Here is a 12,946-nt window from a genome sequence, read left to right on the forward strand (position 1 = left end):
TAGTGGCAGCTCACTTCCGAGGAGCGCCACCATGCCCCACCCCGCCCGTCGTTTCGCCGCACTGGTCCTGTCCATCACCGCTTGCCTGCCCATCGCGGCTCAGGCCGCCCCGCCGCGCCTCGACCCTGCCCCGCTCGCCGCGCTGGAGGCAGCCGTTGCCAGCGACGAGATCAAACAGGTCACCAGCGTGCTGTTGCTGGTCGATGGCACGGTGGCCTACGAACATTATTTCAACGGCGCCGATGCGCAGACGCTCAACGACGTGCGCTCGGCCAGCAAGAGCGTGACCTCCTTGCTGGTGGGTGCGGCCATCGGCGACGGGCACCTGCCGGGCGTGCAGGCGCGTGTCTACGACTACTTCCCGGAGTTCACCGCGCAGCACCCGGTCGACCCCCGCCTGCGCGGCACCACGCTGGAAGACCTGCTCACCATGAGCAGCCTGTGGGAATGCGATGACCAGAATCAATTTTCCGCCGGCAACGAAGAGCGCATGTACGTGACCGAGCGCTGGCTGGACTTCGCGCTGGCGCTGCCAGTCAAGGGCTTCGCGCCCTGGATGAGCCGGCCCGAGGACAGCCCGCACGGCCGCGCGCACGCCTACTGCACCGCCGATTCGTTCGTACTGGGCGCGGTGCTGGAACGGGCCACGAGGCTGCCGCTGGCCGACTACGCCGCGCAGGCACTCGAACGCCCGCTGGGCATCACCCGCAGTCACTGGAACCGTTCCCCCGAAGGCATCGGCATGGGCGGCGGCGGCACCCGCTACCGCACCCGTGATCTGGCCCGGCTGGGCGAGCTGGTGCTGGCCGGGGGACGCTGGCAGGGCAAACAGCTGGTGCCTGCCGACTACATCGCGGCAATGATCCGCCCGCAGGCGCAGACCGACGACGGCAGCGATTACGGCTACCAGTGGTGGGGCCTGAAGCTGCCGGTGGACGGGAAGGAAACCACGGTATGGGCGATGTCGGGCAACGGCGGCAACTATGTGTTCGTGATGCCGGAGAAGAAGCTGGTCGCGGTGGTGACCAGCAAGGCCTACAACCGCAGCTACGCCCATCCCCAGTCGCGCCGCGTGCTTACCGGGTTCCTGCTGCCGGCGTTGCGCTGAGGCCCTTCAGGTCATCGGGGCGCCAGGACGCTGCCAGTACCTGCGCACGCTGCGCGGCCACGTCCACCTCGATCCGGGCCAGCAGGCGCTCCCATCCGGGCGCCTGCCGCAGCGGGGCGAACAGCGGGGTGACGCGCAGCCACGCGGCGTCGCGGAAGCCTGCATCCACCGCGCGGTGCAGGTCGGCGATGGCCGCGCCTGCATCACCCTGCGCCTGGTGCAGCAGGGCCCGTTCCACGGCCGCGTCCGACCAGCCGTCGTCAGCCTGCGCGGTCACCTCGCGCAGGCGCGCGGCAATCCATTCCGGGGACGGCGTGCCACTCCCCTGCTGCAGGCCGCCCAGGGTCTTTCCAAGCGACTGCAGCGGGCGCAGCAGGCGTGCCTGCTCGAAGGCCTCTGCCGCACCTTGCCGGTCGCCACCCATCAACAGCAGTTCGCCGTGCAGGCGCAGCAGCTGTGGATGCGGGGTGCCGCGCGCGAGCGCCTGATCCAGCGCTTGGCGTGCCTTGTCCTGCTCGCCCATGTTCATCAGCGCACGCGGCCACGCAATGTTGCTGAAGACATTGTCCGGGTACAGCTGGAAGTTGCGCGCATGGCGGCGTGCGGCGGCGTCGGTGAAGCCAAGCAGTTCCAGCTCGCGGGCGACCTGCACGTCGCGGAAGCGGATCCGCTCCGGCGCGCGCAGGCTGAGGTTGGCCTTGAGCGCCTGCGCCAGGTGGCCCTGCTCCTGCTGCAGGTAGGCCAGCGAGGCGCGGGTGCGCTCATCGTCGGGATCGCGCAGCAGCGCCTGCTCGTAATCGGCAATCGCCTGCGGCATCGCGCCAAGGCAATCATGCGCGTACCCGCGCAGCGCATGTGCGGCTGCGTCGTCAGGGGCCGCCTGCAACACCTGCCCGGCCAGCTGCAGTGCCTCCTGCGCGTTCCCCGGCCTGCCGTTGAACAGGCAGGCATCGGCGGCCAATGCTCGCGCCAGGCCACGCCGTGCGGCGCTGGAATCCGGGTCGATCTGCAACGCCTGGCGGTACAGGGTGATCGCACGGTCATTGTTGCTGGCCTGGCCGATGCCGGCGTAATACGCGGCGCGTTGCAGCACCGGGTCTGCGGGTGAGTGCGCCGCGTTGTCCGGCCGCTGGACGATGACGGCGATGATGCCGCCGGCAGCAGCCACGCCCGCCGCCAGCCACGCCCACCGCGCATGTAGCCTCCGTTGCGGCCCCTCCGGCGCCGCCGTAGTTGCGGCAGTTGCGGCAGTTGCTGCGGATGGCTCTACCGGCGCTGGTGGCGCCATCGGTGCGCACGCCTGGGGCGGCGCGCATAACTGGTAGCCCCGGCCACGTACCGAGCGCACGTAGCGCGGCCGGCGGCTGTCATCGCCCAAGGCCTGGCGCAGCAGCTTCACCCGCTGGCTGATCGCATCTTCACCCACCACGGCCGGCGCCCAGACCTGCCGTGCCAGCGTGTCGAAGTCGACCACATCGGTGCCGTGCTCCAACAGGCAGTCCAGCAGCCGCCAGCTGAGGCCGCTCACCGGCAGCGCCACATCACCGCGCCGCACCTGCTGCAAGGCGCGGTCGATGTGCAGGTCCAGCAGCTGAACGCTCGTCATGCCGGCAAGCATAGTGCAGGCTCGGCCCGGACGTTACACCCGATCACCGGGGAGCAATCCAGCGGTAGGGTCGGTTCCCGAACGACCGCCGATAGGGATGATCGGCAGGGCGACGAATGACCAACGAACGGAGAAATCCGGAAACGCGCGACTCCGTTTGAAGGTCATGCGTCAATCGAGCAATCTCCGCTATCGGCAGTCGTTTGGGAACCGACCCTACCTGCTATCCCCCATCGGCATGCTTTCAGCGTGTAGCCGGCTTCACTTGAACGGTGCAGCCATGGCCTTCAGCAGGCTGGCCTGGTCGTCATCGCCGGTCAGTTCCCAGGTGAACACGCCGCGTAGCTTCTGGTCCCTGGCGTAGTCCGCGCGCAGGCGAATCGAGTCCGGGTCTTCGTAGCTGATGAACACCTTGTCGGCGGCGTTGTACAACCATGGTGTCTGCGCCACCGGGTGCCAGTGCCGCTGCCAGCCGGGCTTGTCGAGGAATTCCTGCTTGATGCGGCGCCAATCGCCGGCATCGAACGGAGCGCTGTAGGGCTGGTACAGGCCATCGGCAGATTCGGTGGTGACCTTGAAGCCGCGCCCGTAGAACGGCACGCCCAGCACCAGCTTGTCGTTGGGCACGCCATGCTGGCGGTAGTACTGCACGGCGCCTTCCACGCTGTTCCAGCGGCGCTGCTCCGGTGCGAGCGGGTCCTGCGGCACTTCCTGCAGCGGCGCGTTGAAGGTGGACACCTTGGAAAAGCCGGTGCCCATGTCGTAGCTCATCAGGTTGATGAAATCGAGCGCCTGGCCCAGTTCCTTCAACTCGTAACTGAGCGCCGGGTCGTAAGGACCGTCGGTCTGCACGCGGCCGGCCGGCAGTGCGGCTGTCAGCAGCCGATGTGGACCCTTGCCGCCATCCAGCGCATCAAGCTGGCGGCGGAATTCCTGCACCAGCAGCGTCATGTTGCGGCGATCCTGCGGGCGATCAGTGATCTCGAGTGGGCCACCGAAGACCGGGAATTCCCAATCGATATCCACGCCGTCGAAGCTGCCGCGATGCTGCTCGAAGAACATCGCCACGCACGAGCGCACGAAACGATCGCGGCTCTGTGCCGTAAGCGCGGCATCGGAGAAGCCGCCGGCGTTCCAGCCGCCGATGGAGATCATGGTGTGCAGCTGAGGGTGTTTGCGCTTGAGCGCGGCCAGTGCCTTGAAGTGCGCTGCGGCGCCGTCGTCCACCACGCACTTGCCGTCGTCGATGCGCGCGAACGCGTAGAACAGATGGGTCAGCGTATCGGCGGGAATGGACGCCACCGGATAGCGCTCGGCCGAACCGCCCGGATAGTAGGCCCCGATCACCGCATTCGGCGCCGGGGCGGCAAGGCTGACGAGCGGAAACGCGACCGCGAGGGCAGTAGCCAACAGGGAAGCAGACAGGCGGTACATGGCAACTCCGTGGAGAGGAATGGGCCAACGTTAACAAGGCGCAGGCCGTCATGGCCGGATGTCCTGCGAATCTGTCCGGCGGACACGTCCTGTTGCTGTGGACGGGAAACGCAATGACTGCACAAGAGCCCTCGCGGTAAAGCAGACGCCGCTGCCGGTGGGGCAAGCGACGGGCCGCAAGCCATGCCCCGTCGCGGCCGGTAGGTCCCTGGCAAAGTAAAGGAGGAGGCCGTCGCCGCCAGGCGGCGGCCGGGGGACATTTGCACAGGGGCCTACCGGCCGCGGCGGGGCTCTGAACGCTCGCGACGACCGTGATCGAAGATGGTGCGCCAAGCAAAAAAAAACGGGCCCGAAGGCCCGTTTTTTTTCAGGGAGTGACGACCAACGGTCGTCACCTACCTTGGTGTTGCGGTCGATTACTCGGCCGAAGCGCCTTCGCCTTCCTCGACGGCCTTCATCGACAGGCGGATGCGGCCCTGCTTGTCGACTTCCAGCACCTTGACCTTGACCACGTCGCCTTCCTTCAGCTTGTCGCCGACCTTCTCGACGCGCTCGCTGGAGATCTGCGAGACGTGGACCAGGCCGTCCTTGCCCGGCAGGATGGTGACGAACGCACCGAAGTCCATGATCTTGGCGACCTTGCCTTCGTAGATGCGGCCCGGCTCGACGTCCGAGGTGATCTGCTCGATGCGGGCCTTGGCAGCCTGCGCAGCGATGGCATTGACCGAGGCGATGACGATGGTGCCGTCATCCTGGATGTCGATCTGGGTGCCGGTTTCCTTGGTGATGGCCTGGATGGTGGAACCACCCTTGCCGATCACTTCGCGGATCTTGTCCGGGTGGATCTTGATGGTCAGCAGGCGCGGCGCGTAGTCCGACAGCTCTTGGCGCGGAGCGGTCAGGCCATGGGCCATTTCACCCAGGATGTGCAGACGGCCAGCCTTGGCCTGCTGCAGTGCCTGCTTCATGATTTCTTCGGTGATGCCTTCGATCTTGATGTCCATCTGCAGGGCGGAGATGCCCTCAGCGGTACCGGCCACCTTGAAGTCCATGTCGCCCAGGTGATCTTCGTCACCCAGGATGTCGGACAGGACGACGAAGCGCTCGCCTTCCTTGACCAGGCCCATGGCGATACCGGCAACCGGCGACTTCACCGGCACGCCGGCGTCCATAAGGGCCAGCGAGGAACCGCAGACCGAGGCCATCGACGAGGAACCGTTCGACTCGGTGATTTCCGAGACGACGCGGATGGTGTACGGGAAGGCTTCCAGCGACGGCATCACTGCCAGCACGCCGCGCTTGGCGAGGCGGCCGTGGCCGATTTCGCGACGCTTCGGGCCCATCATGCGGCCGGTCTCACCCACCGAGTACGGGGGGAAGTTGTAATGGAACAGGAAGTTGTCCTTGTACTCACCGGACACGGCGTCGATCACCTGGCCGTCGCGGGCGGTACCCAGCGTGATGGTCACGATGGCCTGGGTCTCACCACGGGTGAACAGCGAGGAGCCGTGCACGCGCGGCAGGATGCCGGTCTTGACGGCGATCGGGCGGACGGTGTCCAGCGCGCGACCGTCGATGCGGACCTTGGTGTCGAGCACCGAGTTGCGCATGGTGCTGTATTCCAGCTCGCCGAATTCCTTCGACAGCTCGGCCGGGTTCCAGCCTTCAGCGGCCACGCGGCCTGCCAGCGACTCGACCACGTCCTTCTTGATCGCCGAGATGGCGTCACGGCGCTGCAGCTTGTCGCGCACCTGGAAGGCTTCGCCCAAGCGCGGGCCGATGGCTTCCTGCAGGGCGCTGATCAGCACGTCGTTCTTGGCCGGGGCGACCCAGGTCGACGGCTTGGTGCCGGCTTCCACGGTCAGCTCGTTGATGGCGTTGATGACCTTCTGCATTTCGCGGTGACCGAAGGTCACGGCGCCCAGCATCACGTCTTCGGAAAGCAGCGCGGCTTCGGATTCAACCATCAGCACGGCGTTGGCGGTACCGGCCACAACCAGTTCCAGCTCCGAATCCTTCAGTTCGGTCACGGTCGGGTTGAGGATGTACTCACCGTTCTTGTAACCCACCTTGGCAGCGGCGATCGGACCCTTGAACGGGGTACCGGCCAGCGACAGTGCAGCCGAGGCGCCGATCAGCGCGGCGATGTCGCCGTCGATGTCCGGGTTCAGCGACATGACCGTGGCGATGATCTGCACTTCGTTCTTGTAGTCTTCCGGGAACAGCGGACGGATCGGACGATCGATCAGGCGCGAGATCAGCGTTTCCTTTTCGGTCGCACGGCCTTCGCGCTTGAAGAAGCCACCCGGGATACGGCCACCGGCGTAGAACTTCTCCTGGTAATCACAGGTCAGCGGGAAGAAGTCCTGGCCCTCACGCGCGCTCTTGGCAGCCACGGCGGAGACCAGCAGCACGGTGTCGTCGAACTTGACGATGACGGCGCCACCGGCCTGACGGGCGATTTCGCCGGTTTCAAGCGTGACGGTGTGCTTGCCGTACTGGAAGGTTTTGGTGATTTTTGCCACGGGGGATGTCCTTGGGGAAATGCTGTCTTCGAATGGACCGCGGGCGACCCTTGCCGCCGACGGGTGACCGGAAGTCCGGTCCTGGCGTTTGATGCGGTACTACCAAAACAAAACCGCGGCGCATTCCTGCGCCGCGGTCGGGATTCTTGCTTAGCGACGCAGGCCGAGCTTTTCGATCAGGGCCTTGTAACGAACGGCGTCTTTCTTCTTCAGGTAGTCCAGCAGGCTGCGGCGGCGGTTGACCATCTGCAGCAGACCGCGACGGCTGTGGTGATCCTTCTTGTGGGTCTTGAAGTGGCCGGTCAGCAGTTCGATGCGGGCGGTGAGCAGGGCAACCTGGACTTCCGGGGAGCCGGTATCGGCCGAGCTGCGCTTGTTGTCTTCAATGACCTTCTGGGTGTCGATCGACATATCTGTTTTCTCTTGGATGCGTGGCCCGCAGAAACGCCCCATTGGCGTACCGCGCGACTCGCCGTTAACGAAAGGATGAACCCGCAGACGCGGGAAAGCCTGAAAAGGCCGCGAAATTGTAACGGTCGCGGCCTCCCGGGACAAGCGCCGGGTGGGTCCGGGTCAGAGGTTGAAGCGGCGCTGGGGGGACAGCCGGCCGGTCGGGTCGACCTCGCCAAGCCCCTGGATCCGGTCCTCCGGGCCATACACGGCCACGGTACCGGGCGGCCAGGCCGGATCGCGCAGGCGCTGGCCCACGCAGAAGCGCGGCGCCTGTTCAGCATCCAGATCGACCCGAGGATAGTCGGCCAAGCCGGCCGCCAACGGCAGCAGCAGCGCCTCCATGGCAGCTTCGTCGCCCTGCTCCGCCAAGGCGCGCAGGGTGTCCAGGCTGACCATGGGGGCGTCGCGGAAGGGGTCCACCCAGAGCCGGCGCAGGCCGGCAATGTGCGCACCACAGCCCAGCGCTTCGCCCAGGTCGCGGGCCAGGCTGCGGATGTAGGTGCCTGAACCGCAGGTCACGCGCAGCGACAGCCGGGTCGGATGCTGGTCCAGGACCTCAATGGCATGGACCTCCACATCGCGCTCGGGCGCGTCGATGGTCTCGCCCCGGCGGGCCTTCAGGTACAGCGGTTCACCCCCCTGCTTGAGCGCCGAGAAAATCGGGGCGCGCTGACGTATCCGGCCCTTCAGGGGGGCCAGGGCCACTTCAAGCTGGTCGCGGCTGATCGACGGTACCGCGCGCTCCAGCAGCACGCTGCCGTCGGCATCGTCGGTATCGGTGGTCTGCCCCAGCACGATGTCGGCGTCATAGGCCTTGGCCGCGCCCAGCAGCAGGCCGGCGATCTTGGTGGCTTCACCGAAGCACAGCGGCAACAGGCCGGTGGCCAGCGGGTCCAGGCTGCCGGTGTGGCCGCCCTTCTCGGCGCGGAACAGGCGGCGGGCCACCTGCAGCGCGGCGTTGGAGCTCATGCCGGTGGGCTTGTCGAGCAGGAGGATGCCGTCCAGGCGACGGAAGGTGATTCGGGTCATGGTGTTTCGCCGGGATTGGTCGTGCAGGCACGCAGGGCGGGCCATACAGGACAACAGCCCTTGCGGGCTGTTGGTTTATTCGGGTTTGTCTTCGCCGTCGTCGCCGTCTTTGGCGTTGCGGCTCTTTTCGGCCGCGAGCGTGTCGGGCAGGTCGCGCAGGAGGTTGTCGATGTGCTCGCCACGGTCGACCGAATCGTCGTAGTGGAAGTGCAGCTCCGGCACGTGGCGCAGCTTCATGGCCTTGGCCAGGTCCATGCGCAGCTCCCAGGCCAGCTCCTTGAGCCCCTTCATCGCTTCGGCCGAACGTTCCGGCATCAGGGCGGTGACGAAGATCTTGGCATGGGCCATGTCACGGGTGACTTCGACGTCGGAAACGCTCACCGAGGGCAAGCCGTGTACACGCACGAGGTTATGCACGAGCGTACCCAGCTCACGGCGGATCTGGGCGGAAACACGGTCGGTTCGATGGAAGGTTTTCGGCACAGGGAACTCTTCAGTATTCGAATTGGTAGGGCCCGACCGTCTGGTCGGGCCCTCTTTTACATTACAGGGTGCGCGGCACTTCGATACGCTCGAAGCACTCGATCTGGTCGCCCGGCTTCACATCGTTGTAAGCCTTCACGCCGATACCGCATTCGGTACCGTTGCGGACTTCGTCGACGTTCTCCTTGAAGCGACGCAGCGATTCCAGCTCGCCTTCGAACACCACCACGCTGTCGCGCAGGACGCGGATCGGCTTGCTGCGCTTGACCGTACCTTCGATGACCATACAGCCGGCCACGGCACCGAACTTGGAGCTGCGGAACACGTCGCGGACCTGGGCGATACCGATGATCTCTTCGCGGATTTCCACGCCGAGCAGGCCGGATGCCACCTGCTTCACCTGATCGATCACGTCATAGATGATCGAGAAGTAACGCAGGTCCACGCCGTTGGATTCAATGATGCGACGGGCCGAAGCATCCGCACGCACGTTGAAGCCGATGACAGTGGCCTTGGAAGCCACGGCCGAGTTGGCGTCGGATTCGGTGATGCCACCCACGCCGGAGTGGATCACGTTGATGCGGATGTCGTCGTTGGACAGCGCGACCAGTGCCTGGCTCAGCGCCTGCACCGAACCCTGCACGTCGGCCTTGATCACCAGGTTCAGCACCTGCTGGCCATCGCCCTTGCCCAGGGTTGCCATGATGTCTTCCATGCGGCTGCCGGCCGACTGCACCAGGCGCGATTCACGGCGCTTGGTTTCGCGCTGCTGCGCGACGTCCTTGGCCAGGCGCTCGTCCTCGACCACCACGAAGTCATCGCCCGCATCCGGCACGCCGGACAGACCCAGCACCTGCACCGGGATGGACGGGCCAGCCTGGTCGGGCTGCTTGCCGGTCTCATCGAACAGTGCGCGCACGCGGCCGTACTGGATGCCGCAGACCAGGTAGTCGCCCTTCTTCAGCGAACCCTGCTGCACCAGCACGGTGGCGATCGGGCCACGGCCCTTGTCCAGCGAGGACTCGATGACCACGCCGCTGGCGCGGCCATCGGCCACGGCCTTCAGTTCCAGCAGTTCGGCCTGGATCGAGATGGCGTCCAGCAGTTCGTCGATGCCCATGCCAGCCTTGGCCGAGATCTCCACCATCTGGGTGTCGCCACCGAAGTCTTCGGCCACGACCTGCTCGGTGAGCAGTTCGTTCTTGACCCGCATCGGGTCCGCGCCGGACTTGTCCATCTTGTTGATCGCCACGATCAGCGGCACACCCGCCGAGCGGGCGTGCTGGATCGCCTCCTTGGTCTGCGGCATGACGCCGTCGTCAGCAGCCACCACCAGCACCACGATGTCGGTCAGCTTGGCACCGCGGGCACGCATCGAGGTAAACGCGGCGTGGCCCGGGGTATCCAGGAAGCTGATGACGCCCTTGGGCGTTTCAACGTGGTACGCACCGATGTGCTGGGTGATGCCGCCGGCTTCGCCGGTGGCCACCTTGGTGCGGCGGATGTAATCCAGCAGCGAGGTCTTGCCGTGGTCGACGTGGCCCATGATGGTGACCACCGGCGGACGCGCAACGGCTTCGCCCTGCTCGCCTTCGTTCAACGCCAGCAGCGCGTCTTCGGCGTCGTTGGTGTTGGCACGGATCACATTGTGGCCGAGTTCTTCGGTCACCAGCGCGGCGGTGTCGTGGTCGATGGTCTGCGTGATGGTGGCCATCACGCCCATCTTGAACAGCGCCTTGACCACATCGCCGCCCTTCACGGCCAGCTTCTGGGCCAGGTCGGCCACGGTGATGGTGTCGCCAATGGTGACGTCACGCACGATCGGTGCGACCGGACGTTCGAAACCATGGGCACCACCGCCACTGCGCGACTGGTTGCTGTCACGGCGGCCGCCGTGCTGGGTGCGACCGGTCGGGCGGCCACGCGAGTTGCTGTTGTTGCCACGGCGCGCGCGATCAGCGGCCGACAGGTGCAGCTGACCGGCAAAGCGGTTGCCACCATCGTCGTCGCGCTTGGCGCCCGGGCGGTTGTTGTTGTTCGAGTTGCGGTCGTCCGCACGTGCGGCCGGACGTGCCGGTGCCGGCGCAGACGGACGCGCGGCACGGGCCGGCGCTTCGCTGGCGGCCGGGCGCGGCGCCGCTACCGGTGCCGGCGGGGCGTTCTTCGCCGCTTCCGCAGCGGCTTCGGCAGCCTTGCGCTCGGCTTCGGCGCGTTCCTTGGCGTCGATCTCTTCCTGGCGCTTGCGTGCGATTTCCTCATCGCGCGCACGGTCCTTCTCGGCCAGTGCACGCTGCTCGTCCAGATTGCGCTGGCGGGATTCCTCCAGCTTGCGCAGGATGTCGGCGCGCTCCTCATCCGGCGTCATCGCCTTGCCACTGGCGTCCTTGGTGTAGGTACGCTTCTGGCGCACTTCAACATTGACGGTGGTCTTGCTGCGGCCGGCGCTGACGGTCACTTCCTGCAACTTGCGACGGTTGAGGGTGATCTTCTTTGCAGCTTCGTCGGCACTTTCGACGGGCTGCTCGGTCTTGCCATGCGAACGACGAAGGAAGCCCAGGAGCTTCACCTTCTCGGTGCTGGTCACGACCTGGTCGGGACCGCTGAACTTCATGCCGGCTTCGGCAAGCTGTTCAAGCAGTTTTTCGACCGGCGTATTGACCAGTTCGGCAAGCTTGCGGATGGTGGTTTGCTGCGACATTCGGATCCTATGATCTGGTTGGCGCTCCTCCGAAACGGGCGAAGGCAGCGCGGAGTCTAAGCCCTGATCGGGTCAGGGCACTGTTCATCGCTGGCTCATTCGCCGCGCTCCAGGCGGGCGATCTCCTCGGCTCGGGCGGCAAGGATCAGGGCGGCGGCGCGCTCCTGGTCCATGTCCTCGATACCGAACTCGAGGATCTCATCGGCGGCCAGGTCCGACAGGTCCTCACTCGTACGCACACCGTGGCCGGCCAGGGCGTAGGCGGTTGCCTCGTCCATGCCTTCCAGGGCGAGCAGGTCTTCGGACGGCGAACCATCTTCCAGACCCTCTTCCACCGCAAGCGCTTCGTTGAGCAGCGCATCGCGGGCACGGGCACGCAGCTCTTCGACGATGTCTTCGTCGAAGCCTTCCACGGCCAGCAGTTCGCCGACCGGGACGTAGGCGATTTCTTCCACGGTGTTGAAGCCTTCGGTCACCAGGATGGCGGCGATTTCTTCATCCACTTCCAGCTTGTCCATGAACAGCTGGCGGGCAACGCCCTGCTCTGCCTCGGACTTGGCGGTCACCTGGTCCTGGGTCATCACATTGAGCTGCCAACCGGTCAGGCGGCTGGCCAGGCGCACGTTCTGGCCGCCCTTGCCGATCGCCTGGGCCAGGCGCTCTTCAGCGACGGCCAGGTCCATGGAGTGCTTGTCTTCATCGACGATGATGGACTGCACTTCCGCCGGCGCCATCGCATTGATGACGAAGTTGGCGGGGTTGTCGTTCCACAGCACGATATCCACGCGCTCGCCATTGAGCTCGTTTGATACGGCCTGCACACGCGAACCGCGCATGCCGATACAGGCGCCGATCGGATCGGTGCGCGCATCGTGGGCGAGCACGGCGATCTTGGCGCGGTCGCCCGGATCGCGTGCACAGGCCTTGATCTCGACCAGGCCCTGACCCACTTCCGGCACTTCGAGCTTGAACAGCTCGATCATGAATTCCGGGGCGGCGCGGCTGATGAACAGCTGCGGGCCACGCGGTTCCGAACGGACTTCGGCCAGGTAACCGCGCACGCGGTCGCCAGCGCGCAGCACGTCGCGCGGAATGCCCTTGTCCTTCGGGATGAAGGCCTCGGCGTTGCCGCCCAGGTCTACGTAGATGTTGCCGCGCTCGGCGCGCTTGACCACGCCGGTGACCAGCTCGCCCACGCGGTCCTTCCACGCATCGACCACCTGCTGGCGTTCGGCTTCGCGCACGCGCTGGACGATCACCTGCTTGGCGGCCTGCGCCGCGATGCGGCCGAAGTCCGGGTTTTCGATCTGCTCTTCGATGTAATCGCCCACTTCCACGCCTTCGGCTTCGTCGATGGCATCCATCAGACGAACCTGGCGGTCGGGCGATTCCATCACCACGTCATCGGCCACCACTTCCCAGCGGCGGAAGGTTTCGTAGGTGCCGTCCTTGTGGTCGATCGACACGCGCGCCAGCACTTCCTCATCGGGATAGCGCTTCTTCGCGGCCGACGCCAGTGCTGCTTCGATCGCATCGAAGATCACTTCACGCGGAACGCCCTTTTCATTGGCGACCGCATCCACTACCAGCAAAAGTTCCTTGCTCATTGT

At 65.9% G+C, this 12,946-nt stretch carries 9 protein-coding genes; 1 reads left to right on the forward strand and 8 read right to left on the reverse strand.

All coding sequences use genetic code 11. From position 1 onward, the window contains the following. Positions 1-31: 31 nt before the first annotated feature. Complete coding sequence (locus V9K91_RS06710; protein WP_095362860.1) at positions 32-1,108, forward strand: serine hydrolase; 1,077 nt, start codon at positions 32-34, stop codon at positions 1,106-1,108. On the opposite strand, the gene V9K91_RS06715 is transcribed toward V9K91_RS06710, so the two are convergent. The 8 genes from V9K91_RS06715 to nusA form a co-directional block, all read right to left on the reverse strand. Further along, entirely contained in the window at positions 1,077-2,714 is a 1,638-nt protein-coding gene (locus tag V9K91_RS06715; protein ID WP_255220460.1) for a winged helix-turn-helix transcriptional regulator, read from the reverse strand. The two genes, V9K91_RS06710 and V9K91_RS06715, sit on opposite strands and share 32 nt — an antisense overlap. Before the next feature lie 261 nt (positions 2,715-2,975). Continuing rightward, entirely contained in the window at positions 2,976-4,148 is a 1,173-nt protein-coding gene (locus V9K91_RS06720) for a glycoside hydrolase family 18 protein (RefSeq protein WP_336443262.1), read from the reverse strand. Positions 4,149-4,564: 416 nt separating this feature from the next. Beyond that, a complete protein-coding gene (pnp, locus tag V9K91_RS06725; protein ID WP_068853377.1) occupies positions 4,565-6,673 on the reverse strand; it encodes a polyribonucleotide nucleotidyltransferase in 2,109 nt (702 codons plus the stop codon). Positions 6,674-6,823: 150 nt separating this feature from the next. Beyond that, positions 6,824-7,084, reverse strand: coding sequence for a 30S ribosomal protein S15 (gene rpsO / locus V9K91_RS06730; protein ID WP_068853379.1), 261 nt, complete (start codon positions 7,082-7,084; stop codon positions 6,824-6,826). A gap of 162 nt (positions 7,085-7,246) precedes the next feature. Next, entirely contained in the window at positions 7,247-8,155 is a 909-nt protein-coding gene (truB, locus tag V9K91_RS06735) for a tRNA pseudouridine(55) synthase TruB (protein WP_336443261.1), read from the reverse strand. 75 nt (positions 8,156-8,230) lie between these two features. After that, entirely contained in the window at positions 8,231-8,638 is a 408-nt protein-coding gene (gene rbfA / locus V9K91_RS06740; RefSeq protein ID WP_068853383.1) for a 30S ribosome-binding factor RbfA, read from the reverse strand. A gap of 61 nt (positions 8,639-8,699) precedes the next feature. Next, positions 8,700-11,336: a translation initiation factor IF-2 gene (gene infB, locus V9K91_RS06745; RefSeq protein ID WP_095362864.1), complete on the reverse strand. Its 2,637-nt coding sequence runs from the start codon at positions 11,334-11,336 to the stop codon at positions 8,700-8,702. Positions 11,337-11,431: 95 nt separating this feature from the next. Then, complete coding sequence (gene nusA, locus V9K91_RS06750) at positions 11,432-12,943, reverse strand: transcription termination factor NusA (RefSeq protein ID WP_068853387.1); 1,512 nt, start codon at positions 12,941-12,943, stop codon at positions 11,432-11,434. Between the last annotated feature and the right edge of the window lie 3 nt (positions 12,944-12,946).

It is taken from the genome of Stenotrophomonas sp. CCNWLW57, assembly GCF_037203925.1.
In the GTDB taxonomy this organism is placed as follows: Bacteria; Pseudomonadota; Gammaproteobacteria; order Xanthomonadales; family Xanthomonadaceae; genus Stenotrophomonas; species Stenotrophomonas rhizophila_A.